Origin of the sequence: Paenibacillus suaedae, from assembly GCF_032337355.1 — a bacterium.
In the GTDB taxonomy this organism is placed as follows: Bacteria; Bacillota; Bacilli; order Paenibacillales; family Paenibacillaceae; genus Paenibacillus_B; species Paenibacillus_B suaedae.
Genome location: NZ_JAVYAA010000003.1, coordinates 756,402 through 782,457, shown reverse-complemented (window position 1 = coordinate 782,457; position 26,056 = coordinate 756,402). Strand labels below are relative to the sequence as shown.

At 42.6% G+C, this 26,056-nt stretch carries 27 protein-coding genes; 21 read left to right on the top strand and 6 right to left on the bottom strand.

All coding sequences use genetic code 11. The features are described from left to right. Window positions 1-107 precede the first annotated feature (107 nt). Both RQP50_RS16850 and RQP50_RS16845 read right to left on the bottom strand, forming a co-directional pair. Window positions 108-524, bottom strand: coding sequence for an SRPBCC family protein (locus tag RQP50_RS16850; RefSeq protein ID WP_138186114.1), 417 nt, complete (start codon window positions 522-524; stop codon window positions 108-110). Window positions 525-565: 41 nt separating this feature from the next. After that, window positions 566-1,576 carry an aldo/keto reductase gene (locus RQP50_RS16845; protein ID WP_315746124.1) on the bottom strand — a complete coding sequence of 337 codons (1,011 nt, stop codon included), beginning with the start codon at window positions 1,574-1,576 and terminating at the stop codon, window positions 566-568. 280 nt (window positions 1,577-1,856) lie between these two features. Between RQP50_RS16845 and RQP50_RS16840 the strand changes: the two genes are divergently transcribed. Together RQP50_RS16840 and RQP50_RS16835 are read left to right on the top strand one after the other, a co-directional pair. Next, window positions 1,857-2,825: an arsenic resistance protein gene (locus RQP50_RS16840; protein WP_315746123.1), complete on the top strand. Its 969-nt coding sequence runs from the start codon at window positions 1,857-1,859 to the stop codon at window positions 2,823-2,825. 388 nt (window positions 2,826-3,213) lie between these two features. Then, window positions 3,214-3,675: a hypothetical protein gene (locus RQP50_RS16835; protein WP_315746122.1), complete on the top strand. Its 462-nt coding sequence runs from the start codon at window positions 3,214-3,216 to the stop codon at window positions 3,673-3,675. Between the two features lie 84 nt (window positions 3,676-3,759). On the opposite strand, the gene RQP50_RS16830 is transcribed toward RQP50_RS16835, so the two are convergent. Then, window positions 3,760-4,041 carry a hypothetical protein gene (locus tag RQP50_RS16830; RefSeq protein ID WP_021261156.1) on the bottom strand — a complete coding sequence of 94 codons (282 nt, stop codon included), beginning with the start codon at window positions 4,039-4,041 and terminating at the stop codon, window positions 3,760-3,762. A 171-nt stretch (window positions 4,042-4,212) separates the two neighbouring features. On the opposite strand from RQP50_RS16830, the gene RQP50_RS16825 reads away from it, so the two are divergent. The 14 genes from RQP50_RS16825 to RQP50_RS16760 all read left to right on the top strand — a co-directional run bounded on the left by RQP50_RS16825 (window position 4,213) and on the right by RQP50_RS16760 (window position 19,415). Beyond that, the gene (locus RQP50_RS16825; RefSeq protein WP_072729326.1) at window positions 4,213-4,890 is read left to right on the top strand and encodes a response regulator transcription factor; all 678 of its coding nucleotides are present in this window, start codon (window positions 4,213-4,215) and stop codon (window positions 4,888-4,890) included. Continuing rightward, the gene (locus tag RQP50_RS16820) at window positions 4,887-6,689 is read left to right on the top strand and encodes a sensor histidine kinase (RefSeq protein ID WP_315746121.1); all 1,803 of its coding nucleotides are present in this window, start codon (window positions 4,887-4,889) and stop codon (window positions 6,687-6,689) included. The genes RQP50_RS16825 and RQP50_RS16820 overlap by 4 nt, the downstream gene beginning before the upstream one ends. Window positions 6,690-6,883: 194 nt before the next feature. After that, complete coding sequence (locus tag RQP50_RS16815; RefSeq protein WP_315746120.1) at window positions 6,884-7,585, top strand: GDSL-type esterase/lipase family protein; 702 nt, start codon at window positions 6,884-6,886, stop codon at window positions 7,583-7,585. A 30-nt stretch (window positions 7,586-7,615) separates the two neighbouring features. Continuing rightward, a complete protein-coding gene (locus RQP50_RS16810) occupies window positions 7,616-9,022 on the top strand; it encodes an MBOAT family O-acyltransferase (protein WP_315746119.1) in 1,407 nt (468 codons plus the stop codon). A gap of 39 nt (window positions 9,023-9,061) precedes the next feature. After that, entirely contained in the window at window positions 9,062-10,201 is a 1,140-nt protein-coding gene (locus RQP50_RS16805) for a DHHW family protein (protein WP_315746118.1), read from the top strand. A 21-nt stretch (window positions 10,202-10,222) separates the two neighbouring features. Further along, window positions 10,223-10,717, top strand: a complete 495-nt coding sequence (locus RQP50_RS16800; protein WP_315746116.1) for a DUF4358 domain-containing protein — start codon at window positions 10,223-10,225, stop codon at window positions 10,715-10,717. A gap of 142 nt (window positions 10,718-10,859) precedes the next feature. Then, window positions 10,860-11,552: a response regulator transcription factor gene (locus RQP50_RS16795; protein ID WP_315746115.1), complete on the top strand. Its 693-nt coding sequence runs from the start codon at window positions 10,860-10,862 to the stop codon at window positions 11,550-11,552. Continuing rightward, window positions 11,549-13,087, top strand: a complete 1,539-nt coding sequence (locus RQP50_RS16790) for a sensor histidine kinase (protein ID WP_315746114.1) — start codon at window positions 11,549-11,551, stop codon at window positions 13,085-13,087. Before RQP50_RS16795 ends, RQP50_RS16790 begins: the two co-directional genes overlap by 4 nt. Window positions 13,088-13,297: 210 nt before the next feature. Beyond that, window positions 13,298-14,461: a TolB family protein gene (locus RQP50_RS16785; RefSeq protein ID WP_315746113.1), complete on the top strand. Its 1,164-nt coding sequence runs from the start codon at window positions 13,298-13,300 to the stop codon at window positions 14,459-14,461. Window positions 14,462-14,490: 29 nt separating this feature from the next. Next, entirely contained in the window at window positions 14,491-15,171 is a 681-nt protein-coding gene (locus RQP50_RS16780; RefSeq protein ID WP_315746112.1) for a stalk domain-containing protein, read from the top strand. Window positions 15,172-15,482: 311 nt separating this feature from the next. Further along, window positions 15,483-16,490, top strand: coding sequence for a fatty acid desaturase family protein (locus RQP50_RS16775; RefSeq protein ID WP_065293459.1), 1,008 nt, complete (start codon window positions 15,483-15,485; stop codon window positions 16,488-16,490). A gap of 30 nt (window positions 16,491-16,520) precedes the next feature. Continuing rightward, window positions 16,521-17,144 carry a LysE/ArgO family amino acid transporter gene (locus RQP50_RS16770; RefSeq protein WP_315746111.1) on the top strand — a complete coding sequence of 208 codons (624 nt, stop codon included), beginning with the start codon at window positions 16,521-16,523 and terminating at the stop codon, window positions 17,142-17,144. A gap of 366 nt (window positions 17,145-17,510) precedes the next feature. Continuing rightward, window positions 17,511-18,476, top strand: coding sequence for an arsenic resistance protein (locus RQP50_RS16765; protein WP_315746110.1), 966 nt, complete (start codon window positions 17,511-17,513; stop codon window positions 18,474-18,476). A gap of 705 nt (window positions 18,477-19,181) precedes the next feature. Then, on the top strand, window positions 19,182-19,415 hold the full coding sequence (locus RQP50_RS16760; protein ID WP_072729336.1) for a glycine zipper domain-containing protein: 234 nt from the start codon (window positions 19,182-19,184) through the stop codon (window positions 19,413-19,415). A 260-nt stretch (window positions 19,416-19,675) separates the two neighbouring features. Here RQP50_RS16760 and RQP50_RS16755 read toward each other — a convergent pair whose 3' ends face one another. Continuing rightward, entirely contained in the window at window positions 19,676-20,488 is an 813-nt protein-coding gene (locus RQP50_RS16755; protein WP_315746108.1) for a class I SAM-dependent methyltransferase, read from the bottom strand. Window positions 20,489-21,177: 689 nt separating this feature from the next. Between RQP50_RS16755 and RQP50_RS16750 the strand changes: the two genes are divergently transcribed. From RQP50_RS16750 to RQP50_RS16730, 5 genes are all read left to right on the top strand, one after another. After that, window positions 21,178-21,747 carry an RNA polymerase sigma factor gene (locus tag RQP50_RS16750; protein WP_315746107.1) on the top strand — a complete coding sequence of 190 codons (570 nt, stop codon included), beginning with the start codon at window positions 21,178-21,180 and terminating at the stop codon, window positions 21,745-21,747. Further along, window positions 21,740-23,224: a DUF4179 domain-containing protein gene (locus RQP50_RS16745; RefSeq protein WP_315746106.1), complete on the top strand. Its 1,485-nt coding sequence runs from the start codon at window positions 21,740-21,742 to the stop codon at window positions 23,222-23,224. Before RQP50_RS16750 ends, RQP50_RS16745 begins: the two co-directional genes overlap by 8 nt. Window positions 23,225-23,282: 58 nt before the next feature. Then, window positions 23,283-23,579, top strand: coding sequence for a hypothetical protein (locus tag RQP50_RS16740; protein WP_315746105.1), 297 nt, complete (start codon window positions 23,283-23,285; stop codon window positions 23,577-23,579). Window positions 23,580-23,728: 149 nt separating this feature from the next. Then, window positions 23,729-24,088 (top strand): hypothetical protein, encoded by a 360-nt coding sequence (locus RQP50_RS16735; protein WP_315746104.1) that lies wholly within the window; start codon window positions 23,729-23,731, stop codon window positions 24,086-24,088. A 340-nt stretch (window positions 24,089-24,428) separates the two neighbouring features. Next, entirely contained in the window at window positions 24,429-24,941 is a 513-nt protein-coding gene (locus RQP50_RS16730) for an RNA polymerase sigma factor (RefSeq protein ID WP_315746103.1), read from the top strand. Between the two features lie 77 nt (window positions 24,942-25,018). Here RQP50_RS16730 and RQP50_RS16725 read toward each other — a convergent pair whose 3' ends face one another. After that, window positions 25,019-25,192, bottom strand: coding sequence for a hypothetical protein (locus RQP50_RS16725; protein ID WP_315746102.1), 174 nt, complete (start codon window positions 25,190-25,192; stop codon window positions 25,019-25,021). 83 nt (window positions 25,193-25,275) lie between these two features. Beyond that, window positions 25,276-25,848: a DJ-1/PfpI family protein gene (locus RQP50_RS16720; RefSeq protein WP_065294447.1), complete on the bottom strand. Its 573-nt coding sequence runs from the start codon at window positions 25,846-25,848 to the stop codon at window positions 25,276-25,278. Window positions 25,849-26,056: the final 208 nt, after the last annotated feature.

Here is a 26,056-nt window from a genome sequence, read left to right as displayed (position 1 = left end):
TTATAATAAAATAGATTAGTCAACATGAATGGATATAGAATCCAATCATGCTGACTAATCAAATAAGTCATTTCATCGCCTGGTGCAATAATTCACTTCATAAATATTTAACCTAGAAATGCTTGTTGCAAGGCCTCTAAGCCATCTTTATAGATGCCATGGAACAAATCGATAGCCTCTTGGTCACTAACCCCAACAGGTGTGAAGCTGCCAGACCACTCAATCAACGATGATTTGCCGTCAGCATCTTCTTTAACCTGAAGTGTAGATTCATAATTCGTAACCGGGAATGGTGCTTTCAAAATGGCATAAGTGTAGTAGCGCTCCTTCTCATTGAATGCCACTAAGCGTTCTACAATCGTGTCTCCATCCGGATTAGCCAGATGGCGTACTCGTCCACCTTCAGTGACTTCACTGCTTGGAATATACGGTAGCCAGTCTGGAAGAGAGTCAAATCCTCCGATTAATTGCCATACTTTCTCAGGTGAAGCAGAGATTTTAATCGATGTCGAAGTGTGTGCCATATTGATTCCTCTCCTTTTACCTTCGTATATTATTTCGTGTTTTATTTCGTATTAGTTGGCAGCGGTGCATCAGATGCCACCAGGTTTTGTTCGCGCATTTCTTCCCAGAACGCTGCCGGAATTACTGTGTTCAAGGCAGCTTTGTCCTCTGCAATTCGCTCAGGGCGGCTAGCACCAGGAATGACAGCGGCAACCGCCGGATTCGCCAGTGAAAATTGCAAAGCAGCTGCTTTGATGCTGATTTGATGACGTTCTGCAATGCTTTTGATTTGTTCGACTTTTGCCATAATTTCAGGAGATGCTTTTTGATATTCGAAGTGTGTACCTCCAGCAAGAACCCCAGAGCTATATGGACCACCAACGACAATGTCCATATTGTGTTTTACAGCCGCAGGCATTAACCGTTGCAACGCATGCTCATGGTCGAGCAAGGAGTAACGTCCAGCAAGCAGTGTTATATCTGGTTTTACTTCTTCCAAATCCAACAAAAGTTCTACTGGTTCTACTCGGTTTACGCCGAGTCCCCAACCTTTAATGACGCCTTCTTCACGCAAACGTGTAAGCTCACGGAATGCACCTGTTCGTGCTGTTTCAAATTGCGAAAGCCACTCATCCCCATAAAAGTCCTGCGCTACATCATGAATATATACAAAATCGATACGATCTGTTTGTAGACGTTTCAAACTGTCCTCGATCGAGCGAAGGGTTGCATCCGCGCTATAGTCATTGATGATTTTATTTTTACGGCCGAATTCGAAAAGCCCACCTTTTTCACCTAAATCACGTGCAGATGGATCTTCCAATTCATCCGAAATAATTCGACCTACTTTTGTACTCAACACATACTCATCACGATTTCTTTTCGACAGTGCTTCGCCAAGACGAATCTCTGCCAACCCTGATCCATAAAGAGGAGCAGTGTCAAAGTAACGAATGCCACTTTCCCAAGCCGCATCTACTGTTGCGATTGCTTCTTCTTCCGGGATGTTCCGGTACATATTACCTAGCGGTGCAGTACCAAAACCTAGTTTACCTTGCAGTATATTTCTCATTTGAATAAACCCTCCTAAGATTTGTTCTGCATCGAATTGAAAAACTGATGAATCAGTAAACGATACTGACAAGATTGATTATTGATCATGGAGACTAAAAAGAGAAGTACGCACTTTGTAGTAATATAGGGACTAAAAAGTAACCTATACAACTTTTTAATACATGATTAATCTCTTTAATATTACTTTTACTTACTTTGTGCACCATATAGCAGGCAGTGATATGATGAACTATATAAAAAAATAGTTATGATATAATTCGTATAAAAAGGAGAATGTATTGGTGTTTTCAAGGGAAAGTTTAGAAAAGAACCAAATCGGCGTGTATGCAGTGACATTACTTGTAGGAGGGGGAGTGGGCTTAGTCAGTCCACGCTTAGGAGGCTTGCTGGAACCCTTAGTTTCATTTGCGATTGCAATCCTTTTATTCAGCATGTTTTGTCAAATTCCATTTCTGAAATTAAGAGAAGCACTCAGGAATAGACGTTTCATAGGGGCTTTACTGCTTGTGAATTTTATCTTAATTCCATTGCTTGTACTCCTATTAATTCAGATTTTCCCTCAGCCTGGACCTGTTCTGATTGGAGTTTGCTTGGTACTGCTAACTCCATGTATCGATTATGTCATTGTTTTTACTCAATTGGGCAAAGGGAATGAAAAGCTAATTCTTGCGTCTACTCCAATACTTTTTGTTGTCCAAATGATTATGCTGCCTATTTATCTGTGGCTATTCATAGGTGCTGAGGCATCTGAGATCGTAAGAGTCGGTCCATTTGTTGAAGCTTTTGTTTACTTAATTATTGTTCCTTTATGCTTTGCATTACTCATTCAATATGTAGCCAGAAGAAATACACGCGGCATGAAAACACTGGACTTTACAGCATGGCTGCCTGTCCCGCTTATGGCACTTGTGCTCTTCATGGTGATAGGATCTCAAATTGATAGGGTCGTAAAGGATTTTGATGTGATTATTGCTGTGATACCCATTTATGTATTATTTCATATCATTTCTCCGGTAATTTCACGAATCATATCGGCTGTTTTTCGTATAGGTCCTTCAGAGGGGAGAGCACTTATTTTCAGTGCTGGAACACGCAATTCGCTTGTTGTACTTCCTCTTGCGCTTACCTTGCCAGGGGAGATGGCTGCCATAGCAGCGTCTGTGATCGTAACCCAAACCATTATTGAACTGATAGCGGAGCTTATCTATATAAATGTAGTACCTAATTTTATTTACCGAGATGTTTAGGTAAATATAAATATAGTTTGAGGACAGAGGCGGCCAGCGAGCAACGATCGGCTGCCTTTTTCATCTAAACATCTGTCATTATATGTACCTCTTTCATGCTCGGCACGTTCGTTGCCAAGAGAGTGGTGGAGCGTATGAGTATTGCCTCATTCCGATATGTATTGGATGTTCTCCTCTTATGTTCAGGGCTTTCGATGCTGTGGACTGGATTCGCTCTGTAGTGATAGTTCGACAATATAACAGAATTTTCTGCACTAATATTTACTTTATCACTCACAAAATAGTTCAACAGAACCTCATTTGGATAAATATGGGATGTTATAATCATTATCTGTGATGGTTGTTTACTTACTCCATCATACATTCTCACTCCAGGAGGGGTTGCCAATTGTTCAAGAAATCATTAATGATCACTTCAATGGCCGTTGTTCTATTTTGTAGTGCGATACTTCCGGCGACACAAACGTTTGCTGCTGCAAAACCTGCACCTGTAACATCAATAGCTGTTAAAGTTATGGATGGACAAGCTGAAGCTTCCGGAAAGTTGGGTGTGCTAGTTAGTGATGCTCTTGGTGTCATTAAGGGATCTGTTAACACTGGTGGTGAAGTACTCTACAATGTTGCAAAATGGCTTAATAAAGATACAGCAAAATATTTTTCCAACAACTCCAGCAAAATCATTGAAGGTATCGATAATGCAATAGCCAAAATCGATACGGCAAAGGATTATGCGACTGAAGACATCAGTACCATTGTTCTCGATGGCCTTCGCATGGCAGGTGTTCCTGATTCATACGGTGTACCTATTGCTGAAGCAATTGCTACGACAGTTGACTGGCTTCTGCTGTAATTAAATTTGGTTAATTCAAAACCAATCTCCTGCCCGGTTATTACAAACCGTATGGGGGATTGGTTTTTGTGATATAGCAGCTGCTTATACTTTCTTCTTTGCGACTTCTTGATATAATGTCTCCAGATGCTGCTGAGCGTCTCGAAGTTCATCTTTTCCCCTTAATGTAATATCGTATAGGGAACCTGTGATAGTTAAATAGCCTTCGTTCGTCAGATGATCCAGCTCTTGTTTTACTTGCTGTGGACTAAATTGATAGCCGTGGCTGTTAATTTCAGGTTGGATCTCCTCAGGTGTAAGTGCATGTTGATTCGCATGATACAACAGGTGAATTCGTGTAAATGCGTTTTCGAAATCAGAATGCATGGTGAATAATCCCCTTTTCATAAATGGTATTCAATCATAGTTATCATTGTTTTTCTATCCCTTCATTATGCATTCCCCCGATGAAACAGTTGAAATATATACCGGATCATGGTTAAACTTCTTGTAAGATCAGCTTGTATTCACTCTACAATAATCAACGGGGTATCAAACATGACAAAAACAATCTTAATTGTCGAAGACGAACATATATTGCGGGAAATTATGAAAGACTATTTTAGCAACGAAGGATACAACGTTCTAGAAGCAGGGGATGGCAAAGCAGCATTACAACTATTTCAGGAAAATAACGTGGATCTGCTTATCCTTGATATTATGCTGCCAGAATTAGATGGTTGGTCCGTATGTCGTCGAATTCGCAAAACTTCAAATGTACCGATTATTATGCTAACCGCTCGCGTCGATGAAGATGATACACTGCTTGGATTTGAACTGGGTACGGACGACTACGTTACCAAGCCTTACAGCCCACCAATCTTACTCGCTCGAGCGAAGAGATTGCTAGAAAACCGACAAATGCAAGAAATGGACAACGAAATCATCTCTAGCAGCGGCATTTCCGTCTATGTGCATGCTCGCACGGTTACTGTAGATGGAGTTAGCTGCAGCTTGACTCATACTGAATTTGAAATCCTATCATACTTAATGAAGCACAAAGGAATTATTATCACGCGCGAACAATTGATAATGAGAATATGGGGCTATGACTATGAAGGCGATGAACGGACGGTCAACAGTCATATACGGAATTTGCGTCAAAAACTAGGGAACAAATCGGATTGCATCGTTACGGTAGTTCGGTCTGGCTATAAATTTGAGGAGATAACATGAAAAAAGGGATCGTATTCAAGTTATTTGTGTTAACAACCGCATTATGTTTACTTATCCTCGCCATCATTTATTTTGGCCAGACCGTATTTTTCAAGAAATATTATGTCCATCAAAAGGTAGAGAATGTGAAAGCAAGCCTTGAAGCATTCGCTCAAAACTATGCTAACCACGACAATCAGACGGTAGAGATACAGCGGCTGGAACAGGAATTTTATCGAGAGCATAATACATGGGTAACTATACTGGATCAACTCGGCAATATAAAAGAAAGCAATGATGACTCGATCGAAGTTGAAATAAATAGCGTTAGTGGTGGGGGTTTCACTGCCAAAACCATCACAATCCCTTTATATAGCTTTACTGATTTTCAGGGAATCCGACAAGGACATGAATTTCTACGAAAAGGGACCGACGCCGTAATTCAAGTCCTTAGAAAAGGGACAGAAGTTATTCCTTATCGAATGAGCATATATAACTTCGCACTTACGTGGGAGAATAATCAAATTGCAAACAAAGAACATGAGCTCTTTCCAAATGGAAATGAGGAAGATTGGAATAATGAGAAATTCCCTAGTCTTTACTTAACCGGAACCATAACAAAAACAACACTTCCAGCCAAAAATGAAGCTATTCGATTTATTTATTCGAACCACCTGTTCTTAGACCGAATCAGAGCATTTCAAGCGGAATTGCTGTTGAAGAATGCAGAGGAGGCAGCAGCTACATTAGAAGGTACGTACGAAGAGAATGATATCAAATATAAACAGTTTGTTATACCTATAAAAGACAAAGAGGGGAAGGATGCATATCTTTTTGCAATGACTTCCCTGCAGCCAGTTGATGAAGCCATACAGATGATCCAGGATTATTATCTTTATCTCATTGTATTCGTTCTGGTGCTTATATTGCTGGCCTCGTTCTATTATTCCAAAGGTATCGCAAGACCTTTATTGCGAATTAATCAAATGACTAAGAAAATAACGGAGCTGGATTTCTCTGAAAAGCTTCCGATTACGTCAAAGGATGAAATCGGAGATCTCTCCCGCAATATTAATGAGCTATCGGACAAGTTGCATTCCTACATCCAAAAGCTTCAGCATGATATCGAAAAAGAAAAGCAGTTAGAGCATACACGCAAGGAATTCATTTCAGGTGTGTCACATGAATTGAAAACTCCTCTGAGTGTCATCCAGAGTTGTCTGTCGATCTTGAAAGATGGGGTCGCGAACCACAAGAAGGATTATTACTTTGCCGCGATGGAGAGTGAAGTGAAGAGGATGGATCTTCTCATTGTGGACATGTTGAAATTAGCGAAATATGAATCTGGTACTTATAAAATACAACTGGACACGTTCCGTATCGATACAGTTATTGATGAATCATGTAATAAACTCTCTGCAGAAATCGCAAGGAAGCAATTGAGTTTACATGTATCTCTTGCTCCGATCGAAGTTGTGGCCAATCAGCTCCTCATCGGTCAAGTCATCGTCAACTTTATCAATAATGCGATACGCTACACACCAGAGGGACATTCCATTCATATTTCAATGAATGAGGAGCAGGAATCAGTGAAGGTAAGTATTGAAAATACAGGTGTCCATATACCGTCTGAGAAAATCGAGAAAATATGGGATCGCTTTTACCGTGGAGAAGCTTCACGCCATCGTTCTACTGGAGGCACTGGCCTTGGTCTGGCCATCTCCAAAAAAATACTGGAATTGCATGAGGTCAATTATGGTGCAAGTAATACAACGGACGGTGTTCTCTTCTTTTTCTACCTCAAGAAAAGTAACTCTTAAATAAGCCAAACCAATTCAGATTCGTTATCTAAGAGCAGTTCTTGTCAACATCAAGAACTGCTCTTATTTTATTTCAAATCAATCTTTTCTGCACTTTATCTGCATCTCTCCACATTACACTATCCATTGTTATGAGGAAGGAACATCACATACATCAATGGACAAAAAATGAGTTACAGGAGAGGAAGAATATAATGTTGAACACATGGAAAACCATACTGCTGGCAGGAATGCTTGTTGTTTCCCTAACAGCTTGCGTAAATCAAAATGGGGGAACATCTTCGCAGACAGTTGATACAGAAACGTCAACGAACAAAGACGCAAAAACGCTAAAAGAATCCTCAACATCAATGAATGAAAATACGGAACTGAAATTCTTGTTCAAAAAAAGTGTATTCTATGGCGATTCCATTACAGAAGGATTTATGTTTCATGATGTTTTGGATATAAGAAATGTATTTGGAGAGGCCGGCAAAACAGCCTTTTTCGCGGTAAAAGACAATGACGTGGCCAAACTGGTCGAGAGAAATCCTGAACATCTATTTATCGCACTCGGCTCAGATGACATCCTCTGGCCAACGGATAATCCGTTGCAATTCGGGATTCAACAATATGGGATGCTGCTCGATAAGATCAAAGAGGAGCTCCCTCATACCAAAATAACGATATTGTCGGTGACCCCGGTAACAGAGAAAGCGTTAAAAGAAGAGCCGCGGTACTCCAATATTGCCGCTTACAATCAAATGTTGAAAGAACTGGCCGGCAAAAAACAAGTGAAGTATGTCGATGTGTCTTCTATTGCTGAGCAGAATCCATCTCTCTATGATGAGGACGGGATTCATTTCAAAGCTGAATTTTATCCGCTTTTGCTCGACTTTCTGAAAGGCGAACTGTAATACGCTTCTCATGAAGGAGGTTGACGAAGGTTGGTATTTAGCAGTCTGATTTTTTTGTACTTGTTTTTGCCGATAACACTTCTTATTTATTTTATTGCACCGAATCAGCTGCGGAATGCAGTTTTGATAGTAGCAAGCTTAGTGTTCTATGCATGGGGAGAGCCTGTTTACATCTTTCTCATGCTCTTTTCAACGGTAATCGATTATGTGTATGGGCTGCTTATTGATAAATATCGCAATCGAAAAAGCACTGCTAGAGCATTGTTGGTCTGTTCCATTGTCGGAAATCTTGGGATTCTCGGTTTCTTTAAATATTACGGATTTCTAGTTGAGAACATCAATTCTCTGTTCGGCTTGCAGATAGAAGTGACGACACTTCCGCTCCCTGTCGGCATTTCCTTTTACACGTTCCAAACGATGTCTTACATTATCGATGTGTATCGAGATAAGGTTCCCGTGCAGAAAAATCTCATCGCTTTCGGTACCTATGTGACAATGTTCCCACAGCTTGTTGCAGGACCTATCGTTGCATACGGTGATGTTGCGAAGCAACTCTCACTACGAAAGATTCCATTATCGCTATTTGGGGAAGGCACACAATTGTTCGTTAGAGGCCTAGCAAAAAAGGTACTGCTTGCAAATAGTATCGGCATGCTCTGGTCAAGCATCAAAGCAACACCTGCGTCTGACTTAACAGTAGCCTCTTCCTGGATCGGCATTCTTGCCTTTACCTTGCAAATTTATTTCGACTTCAGCGGATATTCGGATATGGCGCGCGGCCTTGGCAAAATGTTCGGCTTTGAGCTCACAAGGAATTTCAATTATCCGTATATATCAACCAGCGTGTCCGAGTTTTGGCGTAGATGGCATATGTCACTAGGCTCTTGGTTCCGGGAGTACGTATACATTCCTCTAGGCGGGAACAAGGTAGGGATCGTGAAGCGGCTTCGCAATTTGTTCGTTGTGTGGTTCCTGACCGGGTTGTGGCATGGTGCAAGCTGGAACTTCATCATATGGGGTCTTTATTTCGGATGCTTTATTGTGATGGAGAAGCTGTTCCTTTACAAATGGCTGCTGCAACTCCCTCGTGTCATAGGTAACATATATACACTTCTCATTGTCATGATTGGCTGGGTATTCTTTGATCTCGATCGTTTATCAACAGCCTTAGCATATGTAGGGGCTATGTTTGGCTTAAGCACTCATCATTTCGCTGATAACAACACTTATTATTACTTGTCGACGCATCTCGTTATATTGCTGCTTGCGATGCTGGCAGCGACGCCATTGCCGAAGAAGATGTTTTTAGCACTAAAGCAAAGATACCCATTAGGGAGCGCAATTTTATCGCCAATCCTGTATGTTCTGTTCCTGTTTCTTTCTACAGCCTATTTGGTCAATGACACGTATAATCCCTTCTTGTACTTTAGATTTTAAGAGATTGTACATCACATCTTGCTAAGGAGGTGATTTCGCTTGAATCGTTATGACAAGTTGTCTCAGTCTGGTATCGCTATATTGTTTCTTTCATTAATCGGCCTAGTTCTCATGCTCAACCTGATCTTGCCGAAGCGGGAATTTTCAGAGGCAGAAAATCGGAAGCTTGAGCAGTTACCTGCGTTTTCGTTTCACAGCTTTATTTCGGGGAAGTTCACCTCCAACTTTGAAAAGTTCATAACGGATCAATTCGTAGCTAGAGATGTATGGATTGGTGTAAAGTCAAATGCGGATCAAGCGATAGGTAAAAAAGAAAGTAACGGTGTGTACCTTGGTAAAGACGGTTATTTAATTCAGAAATTCGTTGAAGTTAATACAGGAGAGCTTGAAGAGAAAATCCAATCAATCAATGCTTTTCATTCTGCGATGCCTGAGCTTAATAAGTATGTAATCCTTGCTCCGACCGCTGTTAGTGTCCTTCAAAGCAAGCTCCCTGATTACGTATCTGAGAATCGAGAGCTAGACGCACTTCATACCGTGAAAACATCTTTGAATTCAGGGATTCGCTATGTCGATGTATACCCAGCGCTGTCTTCGCACCAGAACGAACCGATCTATTATAAAACCGATCATCATTGGACAAGTAAGGGTGCTTTCTATGCATACCAACAGCTAAGCAGAGAAATGGGATTTAAGCCGATGATGGAAGAGGAATTCGATATACAAACGATAACGGACGATTTCTATGGTTCCTTATATTCAAAGAGCGGATTTCGGAATTTGCACTCGGACAGTATAGATTTGTATGTACCAAAGAATGAAGGGAAGGTTACCGTCGATTATGTCGAAGAGCAACAATCTACGAATTCGATGTATGTGATGGACAATAGGATGAAAAAGGACAAATATACCGTGTTTTTTAACGGCAATCATTCTCTTATTCAGATGAAAACAAGTCATCGAGAAGGGAAGAAGCTGCTAGTGGTCAAGGATTCCTATGCGAACAGCTTCGTGCCTTTTTTAACATCGCATTTCAGTGAAATTTATATGGTTGACCTTCGCTATTATGAAGGAGATGTAGCAGCGCTTGCGAGGCAGCATCAAATCCATGACATGTTGATTCTGTATAACATGAATACATTCATCGAGGATCCATCAATCAATCATTTAAAAGGGTAAGGGAGGAGAGGGATCATACCCATGAACATTTACAATCATATCGCCAGAAATAAACGATTCTTCGCATTGCTCATATTCATCTTTGCAACTAGCGTGTTATCGGGATGTGCTTCGGAGCATTCAGACATCAACGTGTCTGCTGCCAAGATAGAGCATCAGATGAAACAATCAGTCAAGTTGGATAAGCTGAAAAAAGGGGACGCGCACAAGCTGAAGAAGCTGTACGACCTTGGTTCGGAACAAGTTGAGGACTTCCTGCTATATACTGCTTCCTCTAACGTTAGAGCGGATGAAATTGTTGTCCTTAAAGTGAAAGACGAAAGCCTAATAGACAGTGTCAGAGCAAGTATTGCACAAAGAATCGACGCTCAAGCCGTTAAATTCAAAGATTATCGCCCTGATGAATATGCTCTGCTTGAAAAACATGTACTAAAGGTGAAATCTCGCTACATCCTGTTTACGGTCTCAGCTGATGCTGAACAGATCGAAAAAGCATTTGACGCGGCATTAAAGTAAACCTGCACATCCTCGTAATGGTTTTCTTGTACACTTAGCAGCAAACTTATGTTACCATCAAATAGGTATTTTATTCCATTAGAACTCGTGACGTCAAAAATAGATTGTTGAGCTAACCATAAATAAATCAGTGGAGATGTCCATGATCAAAATACTTGTGGTGGATGACGAGAGCAGCATCCAGGCGGCCTTAGTGTACGCGCTGAGCAGGGAAGGTTATGAAGTGGAGACAGCTGGGGACGGTCAGGAGGCGCTGGAAAAGGTGGAGACGTTCTCACCTGACGTTATGGTGCTCGATGTCATGATGCCTCGTGTAAGCGGTTATGACGTATGCCGCAAGCTGGATGGACAGCCGCGGCCTGCGATTCTGCTGCTGACTGTCAAGAATGATATTGTCGATAAAGTGCTGGGGCTGGAGCTGGGCGCTGACGATTTCATGACCAAGCCTTTTGATATGCGGGAGCTGCTGGCCAGAGTCAAGGCTCTATCACGCAGGGGAGGCTATGTACAACAATTGCAACAGGAGCAGCAGGAGGATTTGCTGAGACTAGGAGATTTGACTGTAGAGATGTTCAGCCGAACGGTATCCATTCAAGGAGAACTGCTGGATTTAACGCCTAAGGAATTTGATCTGCTGGTCTTGCTGATGCACAATCCGGGGCGGGTCTATTCACGGGAAATGCTGCTGGAGAAGGTGTGGGATATGGATTTTGCGGGCGGTACTCGTACCGTAGACATCCATGTGCAGCGGCTGCGCAAAAAGCTGGGCAGTCACCACGGGCTTATTCAGACCGTGTACGGAATCGGCTATAAAGCATGGGGTCACCCTAGATGACCGGAAGATTTCGGATGGGCCTGAAGGGGAAAATGTCTTTGTTGCTTGCTTTGCTGCTCGTTTTTGTAGTGACCTGCCTGAGCGTGCTGGTGCTGAGCGGCATCCGGGAGAACCAGCGAACCATGTTGGAGCAGTCTTTTACCCGGCAGGTTGAAGCTGCCAATCTGCGCGTGCGGGAGGAATTTCTGACCGATGGCAGGATGCCGCCGGATCAGTTTATGAAGCAGATGGGTCAACGGCTGGCCGTGGATTTGGGCGCACAAAGCGGTATGGCGGTGACGATGTATACAGTGGATGGCTCCATTGCCGGCACCTCAGTGCCATTTCAGCCACCGGCCGATGTGCAGGATGCGCTGCAATTTACAGCACAGGGGCAGTCGGCGTACATTACTGAAGGGGATCAGCTGTTGTTTCTTGCTCCTCTGTACAATGCCGATCAGCGCCTTGGCACGGTGCAATTTCATGCTTTGCTCACCGAGCAAAATACGTTTTACGCCCAGATTCGCCGGTTGTTTCTATTTGCCGGAGGCATCGTGCTGGGTGTCGGTTTTCTCATCGGTTACGTATATGTCCGGCGGCAGGTCAATGTCATTGACAAGATGAACAGGGCGGCAGCGCAAATTGGGCAAGGCGATTATCTATCGGCCCCTTCGGTAGTCAGAAAGGATGAGCTGGGTGAGCTGGCACATGGAATCTATGAAATGAGCAGAAGCATCTCTACGTCAGTCGGTGCTTTGCATGAAGAAAAGCAGAAGCTGGTAGAGACCGTGGGGCGACTACGAGAACTGGAGCGGCAGCAAAAGCAGTTCATCGGCAATATCAGCCATGAGCTGAAGACGCCGTTAACCTCGATAATCGCCTACGCCGATTTGTTGAATATGTACAGTGATGATCCTGCCCTGTTGGATGATGCCGGAAGGCGCATCCATAAGGAGGCACAGAGGCTATACAGTCTTGTGGAGAAGGCGCTACAGCTGTCAGCGATGGATGTTTACGAGTTTGAGACACATGCAAAGGCGGTTCCGCTGCAGCCATTGCTGGAGGAAGCAGTGGCCCAGCTGCAAGGAAAGGCGGATAGCTGCAGGGTTACGATCCTTACTTCGCTTGCTGCAGGTGAGGTGTGGGCTGATCCTGAGAACGTGATGCACATCATGCTAAATTTACTGGACAATGCGGTGAAATATAACCGACCAGGCGGACATATTCACCTGCTTAACTACACTGCAGCGCCAGCAGACGAAGCACACCGGATGATTATCGAGGTTGCCGATACAGGAATCGGTATCCCGGAGGAAGCTGTATCCTGCATTTTCGATCCGTTTTATACGGTCAGCAGAGACCGGTCAAGAACCAGCGGCGGGACAGGACTTGGATTAGCGTTGGTTCGCAATCTGGCCGAAAAGCAAGGAGGAACGGTACAGCTTGCCGCGACGGGAGCGGACGGTTCGCTATTCAGGGTCAAACTTCCACTACATTCTTCGAATGAAAAGGTTAATCTATACACCAATGACAAAGGCGAAGCCCGGAATGAATGAAATCATCCGGGCTCTTCACAATGGTTAAGCGTTCATCTGATTCCAGCTTTCTGAATTGTTTACAAGTTCGTTACAAGCCAGATATATTTGCGCAATATTGCCTCACTATTCTAAGGCATGGGGGAGCTTGCAGCCGGTTGGTTCGGAAGGTGACAACAACTGGATCAAGCGACCTGGGTCCGAATAACATTTTGAAGCAGGAGGACCCCGATGAAGATCAACGAAGGAATATACATCGCCGGACTGCTTGCCGCGACTTTGCTGTTAGTTGGCATCTTATTCGGCTGTGATGCAGAGCAGAAGAGCAGTACGCTGGTTACAACAGGCCAAATCAGCACTGGAGATGGAGGAGAAAAACGTGAACTGACAGTGGTCAAGGAGAGCAAACCGCCTGCTGAGCAGGGAATTGCCGTTCAGCGCATACACCGGATTGATGGCGCAAATATAGAGAAATGGCTGTCAGACCATGAACTGGATATCCAGGTAACCACGTTGGAGAAGCAGGCCACCGCTGCGAAGGAAGCGCAATATAGCTACCGCCGGTTCCGTTATGATCTGGAGACAGGTGAGCGGCAGGGCATCAAGGAACAGACAGGAGCAGGTCAGGAAGAGGTCATCAAAACATTTCGATCACCTGATGGGAAATACAGCTTCATTCAGACTTGGAAGAATAAATATGAGGCCGTGAATGCGATCAAAAATATGGCTACTGGGGAGCAGCGTGAAGTCGCGGTCGACAATTATATGGAAGTAGGCGGTTGGCTCAATTCTGTCTCCTATATTCTAGCAGCCGGTTCGAAAGAGGGGCGAGGCGAGATATGGAACATATCCGTAGACGGTACCCGGGAAAAGATCGAGCTGAAGGATTCCGAAATAGAGTGCTTCACCGAATTTGCCGTGGGTAACGGAATGATATATTACACAGATGCCAAAAGCCGCCTGAAAAGCTTCACCCCCACACGTTCTAAGCCAACCCTGCTTGCAGCTGATGTCTCCACCTTAAGCCTGTCTCCTGACAGTCAGCGGATTGCCGTCTCCACGGCGGGCAGCGGCGGGCAGGGAGAATCGCGCCTGCTCATCTACGATACTGGTGGTCATTTGCAAGGCTTGCTCATTGGCAAAGGTGATGTATTGTCCCACCAAAACTGGTCTCCCGATTCCTCCAAGCTGGCCTTCGCTGTTTATACCGAGGATAAGGGCGGCATGAATGGGATTTATATTTTTGATACAGTCTCCGGTAAGGTTTCGCCGCTAGGGTTACCGTATTATCCGGCATATCCGCTAAGCTGGAACCCTTCCGGCTCCAGGCTGGGTATCACCGTGGATGACAAAGAGAAGCTTGCCGTAACCCATATTGTCGATTTCAAAAAATGAATTTGTTCAATAAAAAGGAGAGATTCGTTGTGAAAAAAGTACTTCTGTCCACTATCGTATTGGGAATGACTCTATCGGGAGCCGCCGGTGTATATGCCGGAAGCAAGCTGGAGAATATCAACTCTTATCTCAATCACGGCATTATCTTTAAAGTAAACGGATCCGATCAGTCCTTAACAGACAGTAATGGCAATAGGCTGGTGCCGATCACTTATCAAAATACGACGTATTTGCCTGTGCGGGCCATTTCCGACATGACTGGAATCAATGTCGGGTATGATGCCGCCAGCCAGCAGATTCGGCTGGAAACGAAGCAGACCGGCGATAGCCAGCCAGCAGGGGAATGGACAACGATCAATTACAATAAAGCACAGATAAAGGCGATCAAAGAGGCTTACGCCGATTTTGAATCCTTTGAGACGGCCTATGCTCCTAAGCAAATGGCCAAAAACGACAGCTATGTTAAAGTGGGAGCGACAGAGGATGGAGTCAACCTGATCTTTAAACATATGATCGTTAATGTGTCGCCACGGGATTATTCCACCGACTATAAATCCAAGGAAGTTAAGCTGTCCAACGGCATCAGCGCCAAGTGGTATACACCTTCCAAAACGCCGCTGCTTGGTTTCAAACTGGATGACCGTACGGTGACGAATCAGTTCCCCCGATGGTACCCTGAGCAGCAGCCAAATCGAAAAGGTAGCTGTTAGTGTAGTTAAACTGACTAATAAAATAATTAATAAGATCCCCCTGATGAAGCTCAAATCAGGGGGATTTGTTTTGACACCGTTAAACCTTTAAAGAGATGTTTACACAAAGTATCAGATAAGGTAATATATAGATGTTAAATATATAAAAAATTACCATTACATGCCTCTTTATGGAAGGTGGTGGAGGCTTGTATCGGAGATAATCGGCGAATTCAACCGTTGCCCATCAAGATATGTCACCTAGTATCATTACTTCTTTAATAAGACAGAATCCTTGTTGATGTAGAGAAACCTAAGAAGGAGGCATAATGATGGAGGAAGATGTACGCAGCGAGAAACATATCGTGAAGAAGGCGATATTCTCAACTGAGATACGAAAGAAAGTACAAAAGCTGCAGAAAAGGAACAATTGGTATAATTTTTTCGCAATTAGCTACGACTGGCTGATTATTGCAGGAGGTATCTATCTCGCTAAAGCTTATCCAAGTTGGTGGATGTACTTGATTAGTCTCTGCTTGATTGGCAGTAGGATGAGAGCCTTCGACAACTTAATGCACGAGGCTAGTCATATTCTGTTATTCGAGAACCGCAACCTGAATAAGTGGATGGCTTGCTTTTTTGTAGCATTTCCTGTATTCACTTCCTACACGACTTATTGCAAATCACATTACATGCATCACAAGCATCTGTGGGATCCAGAATATGACCCAGATACGAAACGCTACGCGTTGATCGGGCTGGATAAGCCACAGGACAGTATCAAACAGTTTCTGATTCGTCACATCTTCAAGCCCTTAACCCTAACACATGTTCCCAAGTATATTTACGGTACGATTCGTGTAAACATCCTATCCAAGGAAGAACCATGGTCAGAAAAGCTTGCCAAGTCAATTTATTGGCTTACAATAATAGCAAGTAGTATTTCTTTCGGCTTTTGGAAAGAACTCTTATTATTCTGGTTTGTTCCATTGCTAACGACCTTCCAGATCTTTCGATACTGGGCTGAGATGGCAGAGCATTCCGGTCTGAAGACAGACAATGAACTGTACGCAAGCCGCAATACGTTCGGCAATCCACTTGAACGTTTTTTAATTCATCCCCACCACGACAATTTCCACCTAGTTCATCACCTATTTCCGGCTGTACCTCATTACAACTTGAAGAAAGCCCATATACTGCTAATGGAGGACGAGGAATATAGGAAGGCGCATCACTGCACTGGATTTTTTAAATCATTTGTTCCCGGCTTCTTTAGCGCCATCGAAGATATCTGTGGAAGGCACTTTGGCCGCAATAGCCGCAATAAAAGAATAGAATAGCATTTCAGCAGGACAATAGGAGGAAGGATCTTGACTGTTGCATTTTTTCATGGCGTCGCATTAGCTTTTGGTCTCATTATCCCACTTGGGGCGCAAAATGTATTCGTATTTAATCAAGGAGCATTGCAGAAGAGATTTTCACGAGCGTTGCCCGTAATTCTAACTGCCGCATTATGTGACACCTTGCTAATCTTGCTGGCCGTGCTGGGTGTCTCACTCGTTGTGTTACAGCTTGCATGGCTGCAGCTTATTCTCTTTGGTGCTGGGCTGGTGTTTCTAGTCTATATGGGATGGACCGTCTGGAAGAGTGAACCTCCTAACACGGAGCAAGACGGGAATGTATTAAATGCCAAGAAGCAGATATTATTTGCACTTTCTGTTTCGTTGCTAAATCCTCACGCAATCTTAGATACGATAGGCGTCATTGGCACAAGTTCATTAAGTTACACGGGAAATGAAAAGTTTGTATTTACTGTTGCTTGCGTCGTTGTATCTTGGTGCTGGTTTTTTGCACTCGCGATTGCGGGGAAGGCTGTAGGGAAATTAGATAGCAATGGTAGGTTAATCCGTAATATCAATAAGATTTCGGCCATTATAATTTGGGCTGTCGCGATATACATAGTAAAGCAGCTGATTGAACAATTGATGGCTTGAGACTTGAGAGAGTCACATGTACTAGTTTGTCGGATGACAAGAACATAGTGACGTTAAAAGACCGCTATAATGCGGTTTTTTTCTTTATGTCATCAACTTCTTGGTCAAATAAAAAGACAAGAAGTTGATGACATCTCCGTTTTTGAATAGAACATACCCATGTAATGTTGAAATCGACTATTCGTACTTACAAAGCACAGGAAGCCATTATCATCATGGCATCGCTGCTCGTATATTGTGCAATATCAATTCTTTACCCTTAGAGATTCATTCGATTTCATTCTGATCTTAGCAGTGAACGTCATCTCCACGACTTATGGATTTCTCGATATGATATAATTCGAATAAAAAGAGGAGAATATATCGGTGTTTTCACGGGAGAGTTTAGAAAAGAATCAGATCGTCGTGTATGCAGTGGCATTAATTGTAGGAGGGGGAGTGGGCTTGGCAAGTCCACAATTAGGGGGCTTGCTAGAACCCTTGGTTTCATTTGCGATTGCGGTTCTTTTATTCAGCATGTTTTGTCAAATTCCTTTTCTGAAATTAAGGGAAGCGCTCACGAATAGACATTTCATAGGGGTATTGCTGCTTGTTAATTTTATCTTCATTCCATTGCTTGTATTCCTATTAATTAAGATTTTCCCTCAGCCTGGTCCGGTTCTGATCGGAGTTTGCTTGGTACTTCTCACTCCATGTATCGATTATGTCATTGTGTTTACTCAATTGGGCAAAGGACATGAAAAGTTAATTCTTGCGTCTACTCCAATCCTTTTTATTGTCCAAATGATTATGCTGCCTATTTATCTTTGGTTATTTATTGGTGCTGAGGCATCTGAGATAGTAAGATTTGGACCATTCGTTGAAGCTTTTGTTTATTTGATTATTGTTCCTTTATTCTTTGCATTAATCATTCAATATGTAGCTAAAAGAAATATACGCGGCATGAAAACACTGGACTTTACAGCATGGCTGCCAGTCCCGCTTATGGCACTTGTGCTCTTTTTGGTGATAGGCTCTCAAATTGACAGGGTTGTAAAGGATTTTCATGTCATTATTGCTGTGATACCCATTTATGTATTATTCCATATCATTTCTCCGGTAATTTCACGAATCATATCGACTGTTTTTCGTTTAGGCCCATTAGAGGGAAGAACACTTATTTTCAGTGCTGGAACTCGCAATTCGCTTGTTGTCCTTCCTCTTGCTCTTACCTTACCAGGGGAGATGGCTACAATAGCAGCGTCTGTGATCGTAACCCAGACCATTATTGAACTGATAGCGGAGCTGTTATATATAAATGTTGTGCCTAATTTTATTTACAGAGATGTATAGGTAAATATAAATAGATTCAGGTCGGTGAATTTGGGTTCCACAGCTGCCGTGTAATTAATATGTTCTGGATATACCGAAGTTTCCTTGCGTTGTACGTCTTTATTTTGATAAAAAAGCGGAGCTGGGGTACGGCTTGTGGAAAGCCATAGTACTCAGTTGTATACTCCTTTGTCATAAGTTGAAAACACATCTATTTAACTTATGACAAATACCTATATGGTGTTCCACTGAGCTCAACAAATTTTGCTTTTAAATCCTGAAACTTTCACTGGTCAGTTGATCCAGTTCTTGTTTTACTTGCTGAGGGCTAGATTGACAGCCATGGCTGTTAATTTCAGGATGGATCTCCTCAGCTATAATTGCGTTTTGATTCGCATAACACAACAGGTGAATTTGTGTAAATGAGTTTTCTAAATCTGAATGCATGGTATAAGAACTCAATTTCATAAATGGTACTCATTACAGTTATCATTGTTTTTCTGTCCTTACATTATGCATTTCCGTTATCGTAACTTAGATTGAATTCAAATCAATAATGTGAATTTCAGCCTATCTTTCAGTAGAAGAGAAATTATTCGAAGGGGATTACTTAAAGCACCCAGTAGCACCCAGTGAATCAATTTAGTTAGGGTAGGGAACGATATGTTTTGGAATGATACGCAGGCAACAGCAGCGTTTCCCATCACAAAATGAGGAGTGAAAGAGATGGCTAAACACAACGAACGTAACCGAAACGATGATACGAAACAAAACACGGCTGGTCTGGGAACTGGAGAGACTGTAGGAACAGTGAGTGGCGGTGCCGTAGGTGCTGTAGTTGGTTCCGCTTTAGGCCCTGTTGGAACTGTTGTAGGTGGTATCGTAGGTGCATCGTTGGGCAACAAGGCTGGCGATCAAGTTGATAATAATACCGGATCTGAACAGGATAAACAGGACTAGCTTCATTTTTTAGTGAGGAAAATCAGGGTGCCGAGGAAACTCTGCACCCTCTAACCATTCATTTGTAAAATACAACAGCTTCCATTCACTGAATCATAAGAAGAACGACTGTGACCTCCCTTCCAGTCTTGTTAGCTACAAATAAAATGAACTCGTCGCGCCTACCGTACTCTTGGCGTAAGGTTTCCCTATATGCCTGCTCCGATGGATGTACCAATGCTAGCCCTGTTAGTCGGCTGTCGAATGCTTATACTGTACTCTTATCGTTTTCTTGCTTTGATTACAAAAGTTACAGGAAGCATCTTCGCTTTTTTCGCAAAATCGTTGTTATCGTCCTGCGATTGCAGAATTTCATCATCAGATTCCTCAATCATTTCCTCAATGACAAATCCCGCTTTTGCCAACGCATTCACATAGGTAGATAGTTTACGATCCGATAATGTTAGCGCACCTTCATCAAGAGATACCGAATACCAAGATTCATCGAAATAACATTTTTTAAAAGCAAGCAGATCGTTTTCAGCAACCACACATTTGTGTATAGGGTGAGACCAACTGAAAATAAATACGCCGTCTTTTTTAAGGTAAGAAGCGATTCGGTCAAAAGTACCCTCGAGGTCGGTGGTCCAGCCTATGGCATAAATCGAATAAACAAAGTCAAAATAATCCGTTGGTATGCCACATTCTTCTTCCATGGGAGAGCAGATCAATTTTGCTGACAAGCCGCATGCCGTCAAGTGATGCTTTGCCTTTTCGAGTTGTTGTTCTGATATATCCACAGCCCATAGTTCAGATGCTTTGCGCTCCCCGTGATATTGCAAGGATTGACCGTTTCCACAGCCTATTTCCAGCATCTTTTTTCCTGAGACATCGCCAAAAAGCTGGCATTTTTCTTCGGAGACAAATGCTCCGTAAAAAGGAAGCACGATTGCTCCTAAGAAGTCACTTCCTTTTGTATTCCAATAGAAGCTGTTTGTTTGATACACAGAATTCTTGTCCATATCGACCGAGATAGCGCTGCCAACCTCACCCGCGCCTATAATGTTTGTTCTAGTAACAGAATTCTTGTCCATGTCAAAGCCCTCCCCAAATATAAATAATATGAGCCTAAACGTATATCCCAACTTGCGCGTTATCCCAATAACACATTTCGAAAATGAAGATGCTGCGCAATTGATCTCAAAATAACGTATCATTTTCCTATGAACAAATCCACGTAAAATCTTCCATCCATTTCATGCTTACTAGACGAAGATAGTACATTCTGAAGAGAGGATTATACAAGACCAACATGGTATGGCTGGGTAGAATAGGGACTTTCCTTGCAAGCCTAAATCAGAAGAAACTCTTAGCACATCTTTTTAAACGCTTTAATGAAATACAAAAATATATTAATTATAATGAGGTTGTAGGCTAGTCATTACATTTCTCAGAGGACAATCCGGATGAGACACAGATACCACACTGAAACGCAGGCTATGGTTCCGACCGAGCTATCTCTGCCTGAGGGTTGTCTCCTCGAACCGGTTGATTTACGTATATGGAACCATATTTGACGGCAGTTTTTCAGTTGACTTGTTTGAGTCGCGGTTGCGGCTCTTTTTTGTATTTTCCAGAGTTAATTACAGATGTAAACAAGCTCTGTCAATTTGATCATCAACCAGTTCACCCAAGTGAGGGAAATGTTTTTTTCTCTTTTAATGAACCAAAATACGAGAACTGGTGAATAAGAAGTGAAAGGAAAAACGAGGAGGTCTTTGAAGTGAAAGAAAGCAATCATTATCCAATACCCAAGGAGGGAAATCCAGTTGATTTTGAAACACTTGTTCAACCTCACTTAACTAGTGCATTTCGAGTTGCTTATTTGATCGTCCATGATTACCATCTCGCTCAGGATGCCGTTCAAGAAGCTCTATGGGAAGCGTATCAATCCCTATATCGATATGATGAACGAAAAGGGACATCGTTTCGAGCTTGGTTTATGAAAATTGTGACACATCGTGCACTTAATGTAGTGCGTAGAAAGAAAAATACAGAAGAATATATGGACTCTATTGACCCTGGACAAAACCCATTGGAGAGTATTCTGCAAAGGGAGAAAGAGCAACAAATTTGGCAAGCGATTCAGTTGATGACGCCGAAGCATCGCTCTGCAGTTATTCTTTACTATTATGAAGAGTTTAGTGTAGCTGAAATTGCAAAAATCCTTGGTGTGTTTGAGGGGACGGTAAAATCAAGGCTGCATAAGGCCAGAAAGTTAATTGCTGAAAACATGCAAGTTAATCAAGAAAAACAGGTAATTACCGAGATGGGAGTGATCATGCATGACTAATCTTGACAAACAAATTACACAAACTTTAAAAAAGGTAGCTGGAGAATTGGAGCAGCCTAACTTTGTGATGCCATACCAAGTGGCAGCCGATAAAAGAAAAAGGTCACGTTTACTAGGCGTAGGTGCCGTGGTACTCCCAGTCTCTATTAGCTGCGCTTTGCTTTTAACGATTTCGGTGAGTCCTACCTTTGCGGCCTATGTTAAATCGTTATTTGATAGTTCTGATCAAGAACTGCAACATGCAGTACAGGAGGGTTTTTCACAGAAGGTAAATGCCTCTATTACTGATCAGGGCTATACTCTTGAAATAGAGGAGATATTGGCCGATCCTATGAGAATTGTAGCCGTTTATTCGATCAAGGATCAGCAGAATAACTTTATTCATCCGGATAAGCTTCACATAAGTAACGTAGAGGTGACAGATTCGAAAGGGAATATAATTAAAGAAACTAGAATATATGGGGTACAAAACCGCGAAAATTACGGATATCTCACGCTAAAAAAACCCGGGGAAACAGAAGATCAGAAGCTTGTACTACAGTTCGAGGGAAATCAGATCGACTCTGTCGAGGGAAATTGGGCCTTGAAGATTCCTTTTGATTTAGAGAAAACAACGAAGGCTTCTCAGGTGCTGCCAATCGATAAGACGTATACCACACCACAGGGACTGCAAATCAAACTAAATAGCATTATGCATTCACCGACTGCTGCTAGTGTGGATTATGAAACGAAATGGACGGAAGAGGCAAAGAAAAGATTAGTAGAGGAAAGTAAACAAGTGAAAGGAAAAGTAGATTCAGCTGATCCTTATGTTCGCTATGATGATTTTAAGCTGAATTTCCATGTTGAAAATGAAAAAGGAGAGAAAGTAAAAGATTTAACTAGGGCGCTGGATACGCCAAGCAAGGCCTTGGGAGAATTCGGTCATTTGAATCGGCAGTATGGATTTGCTCCACTGTCTCCTGATCATCAATATACGCTAGTATTGGATTCTTTAGTAAAAACAGAACCGTATGAGCTAGGCATATCATTTGAGCCAAAACAGCTTGCCGACAAACCTGTACGAGTAGATATGGATGGCAAAACGATTGAGATCAAGTCCGTATCCTTTGACGAACCATTAAATGAAGCATCTCCAAAGACTGAGAAGCACGTTACGATTTTACTAGAGGCTTATGTAAAGGATATATCCCATATTAATATAGGCGATACAATATTAATTGATGACGCAGATAAAATTATTAATCGTTTTGGTTGGACGATAAAAGATGAAGCGGGCAAAGTATACGATGTAACAGGTGGAGACTTTAAAATGATAGGGAAGGATGAACAAGGCAGAAACCATATCCGAATGAAATTGCAAAGCTATGACATGAAAGAACTCCCTCAAAAGCTTAGTCTTACTTCAGAGTTGGCAGAAAAGAGCTATGACCTGAATTGGAAAGTACCATTGCCATTGCCGAAGGAAGACAAGTAAGTCTCTTAGGTTTTGCGCATTTTAGGAGGAAACGAAATGAATGTGAAGAAAACAGTTTTTGCTGCAATGCTTGGTGGATTATCCGGAAGGTCAGTACATTGATTTCAAGCTAAAGGACAAACGAGGACATATAGTCGTCAATTCACAATCCGAAGAAATCGTGCTCTTCAGCTTGGTGGCGGATCTCAAGGATGTACCTTCGTCCATTTTGACAACGGGCAAGAATAAATTAAAAGAATTGGATCCGAAGATGGCGCAAGTAAAAGGCGCATATCTAGAGGCAAAGATACTTGGACCCTGCAGGGGCAGAATTTCGCTACTTCTGTCACGATTGATGGCAAAAGCGGCAAAGTAACAAAGGCAACAATTAGCTATGCGAAGGCGCCAGACAAATCCAAGGTTGATATTGCGCGCAAAACGATGAAGCTCTTAAACGGCGGGCAGGACGTAAAGGTGCGTGATGGGGTGAACCTAAATTATAATCCTCAGAACAAGGAGGGAAAGGTGCTGGAGTTCTACGATGAAGAATTGAAGAATTCTATCCTGCGCATCGTGCATATCGGAGCGGATACCGGGAAGGTATGGGGGGCCGTATTGCTTCGGGAAAAAGAATCCTTTAAATCCGACGATGAATATAAGCAAGCGTTTGCCCAGCCGATACTCACGTCCGAACAGGCGATAGCCAAGGCCGCGCCGACGGTAAAGCAGCTATTTGGCGTTGATTTGAAGGGATCGAAGGTATCGATACAGCTCGACCGATATACGTTCACAAAGCAAGGACAGCCGACCGTTATCGCGCTTGTCAATCCGAAAGGGACATTCCATACATTCGAGCAGCAGCCGATGAAGGGCTTGAAAAATTAACCCGCAAAAGCGATGAAATCATAAGAAGATCACAATAAGCTGCTTACAAGACAAAGGATCTGTTGGAAAGGTAGAAAACTACCGCCAGGCAGATCCTTTGTCAGTTACCCTCATTAGCGTGATATTAACCGTTTTTACGAACAATACCCTATAATCAAAGACATTTTAGACTTAATGGAACCGGGGGTTACCATGAGTGCAAAAAAAATCGAATGAAAACAATGTTGCTAGAGAGCCACAGTGACAGAGTCTTCGTTTTAAAGCAACCATCCGAATATAATTATATTTGCAGATTCCAGAACTATTTTGAGCACTCATGCCTCGTTGCCAAGGAGAAACTATGGATCAGAAGATGATGATTGACCGTGCGCAGCGGGGCGATAAGAACAGCTTCGCGTATGTAATACAACAAATTCAAGACGAATCGTACCGAATTGCGAATAGCTATTTACTCAATGAAGCCGCCAGCATGGACGCGGTGTGTGATGCTGTGGAAGAAGCCGTTATTCATATCCAAAAACTCGATAATCCGGAAAGATTCAATATTTGGTTCAATCGGATTGTGATTCATAAATGCAAATCCCTTTTGCTCAATAGTAAATTAATTGTCTTCATCGATGATGAAGAAGTTAAGGGACTTGTGAAACGCCAAACGGCGGAAGAGAATTTGGAGTTGCAAGCCTTTATGAAACAACAGTCGCCAATGACGCGATTGCTTATTCAACTGAAGTATGTAGAAGGATATACGATAGAAGAAATTACGGAGATGACGGAAATGCCGCTCAACATGATCAAAGCGAAAATTGATAACACGATCAAGCTGTTTAAACAGAGCCGTAGAGGGAGCATGTAATATAACCCAGTGACCGTCCGGTAATGACGGTCTTGGATGGCGTTCGGAGATAGCGGAAGAGCAGGTTAGGAGCGCACTCAGAAAAGCGCAAGGAGATCATCTGTACCAGTCCCGTTGCGAAGCAAGCTGCACATGACGAATCCTTCGATGGCCTGAAACGTCAATCGAATCCGCTGTCTGTCTTTCTCGTCGGTGACCTGCTCCAACGGAAGTGTTTCTCCCTTTTTAAGATATCGTTTCAGCTTCGGCATCGGCTTGCTCCAGAAGCGGTAGCCGAAGGCGCCGAGTTGAGTAGCTGTCGTGTAGCATTATCTATTTCTGACTTGATTTGAAATTAAAAATATAAACCTTTGCCCACTGGCTGAACAGTTTCTAGCACAGTGTCAACCATTTCTTCATTAATTAGGGTTCTTATAATCCAAGCTGAGAGATCTTGAGCAGCAAAACAACCTGCGGCAGTCGAGATATTTCCTTCGTTTACGAAACTTTGCTCAATAACGTCTACATCAAATTCTTTAAGTTGTTCTACTACGGATGGATATGTAGTTGCTTTTTTGCCAGTTAACAATTTTTTAGCTCCTAGTAGTAGTGAACCAGAACACATAGAGCCTATTAATTGTCTTTGAGGATCTACATGAATGCTATTAAGATATTCTTGATTTTGATATAAATCTTGTACACCCTTACCACTTGCAAATATTACAGCGTCAGCGGAAGGAATATCAGATATGCTTCCTGTCATGGGGATACGTAAGCCAGACATGGATATATGAGTTTTTTCCGTTCCTAATAGTTGGACATTCCAATCAGAAATACCGCCAACTAGACGTACACGATTTAATAAATCCCATGGTAAAAAAACATCTATATCAGTAAAGTTATCGAAACAGACTATTGCAATTTTCATTCTCTAGCCCTCCATTATAAAAATATTGGCTATGTTAAATTCTAATGTTGATATTTGACCATAAGAAAACCGCCTTTTCAACGAAGGCGGTTTATTGCTATCGTGTCCCGTTAGCGCAACGACTTACTCTGTTGAATTTCGTGTTCCTCAACATAAAGCGGCATCAGAGAAGGCGGATCGTACCTTATCGCGGCCTTTAAACGACAAA

Excerpts from the sequence above, each read along its gene's own strand:
- RQP50_RS16850 (WP_138186114.1), bottom strand. The coding sequence starts at position 524 with ATGGCACACACTTCGACATCGATTAAAATCTCTGCTTCACCTGAGAAA.
- RQP50_RS16845 (WP_315746124.1), bottom strand. The coding sequence starts at position 1,576 with ATGAGAAATATACTGCAAGGTAAACTAGGTTTTGGTACTGCACCGCTA.
- RQP50_RS16830 (WP_021261156.1), bottom strand. The coding sequence starts at position 4,041 with ATGCATTCTGATTTCGAAAACGCATTTACACGAATTCACCTGTTGTAT.
- RQP50_RS16825 (WP_072729326.1), top strand. The coding sequence starts at position 4,213 with ATGACAAAAACAATCTTAATTGTCGAAGACGAACATATATTGCGGGAA.
- RQP50_RS16820 (WP_315746121.1), top strand. The coding sequence starts at position 4,887 with ATGAAAAAAGGGATCGTATTCAAGTTATTTGTGTTAACAACCGCATTA.
- RQP50_RS16815 (WP_315746120.1), top strand. The coding sequence starts at position 6,884 with ATGTTGAACACATGGAAAACCATACTGCTGGCAGGAATGCTTGTTGTT.
- RQP50_RS16800 (WP_315746116.1), top strand. The coding sequence starts at position 10,223 with ATGAACATTTACAATCATATCGCCAGAAATAAACGATTCTTCGCATTG.
- RQP50_RS16795 (WP_315746115.1), top strand. The coding sequence starts at position 10,860 with ATGATCAAAATACTTGTGGTGGATGACGAGAGCAGCATCCAGGCGGCC.
- RQP50_RS16790 (WP_315746114.1), top strand. The coding sequence starts at position 11,549 with ATGACCGGAAGATTTCGGATGGGCCTGAAGGGGAAAATGTCTTTGTTG.
- RQP50_RS16785 (WP_315746113.1), top strand. The coding sequence starts at position 13,298 with ATGAAGATCAACGAAGGAATATACATCGCCGGACTGCTTGCCGCGACT.
- RQP50_RS16775 (WP_065293459.1), top strand. The coding sequence starts at position 15,483 with ATGGAGGAAGATGTACGCAGCGAGAAACATATCGTGAAGAAGGCGATA.
- RQP50_RS16760 (WP_072729336.1), top strand. The coding sequence starts at position 19,182 with ATGGCTAAACACAACGAACGTAACCGAAACGATGATACGAAACAAAAC.
- RQP50_RS16755 (WP_315746108.1), bottom strand. The coding sequence starts at position 20,488 with ATGGACAAGAATTCTGTTACTAGAACAAACATTATAGGCGCGGGTGAG.
- RQP50_RS16745 (WP_315746106.1), top strand. The coding sequence starts at position 21,740 with ATGACTAATCTTGACAAACAAATTACACAAACTTTAAAAAAGGTAGCT.
- RQP50_RS16730 (WP_315746103.1), top strand. The coding sequence starts at position 24,429 with ATGGATCAGAAGATGATGATTGACCGTGCGCAGCGGGGCGATAAGAAC.
- RQP50_RS16725 (WP_315746102.1), bottom strand. The coding sequence starts at position 25,192 with ATGCCGAAGCTGAAACGATATCTTAAAAAGGGAGAAACACTTCCGTTG.
- RQP50_RS16720 (WP_065294447.1), bottom strand. The coding sequence starts at position 25,848 with ATGAAAATTGCAATAGTCTGTTTCGATAACTTTACTGATATAGATGTT.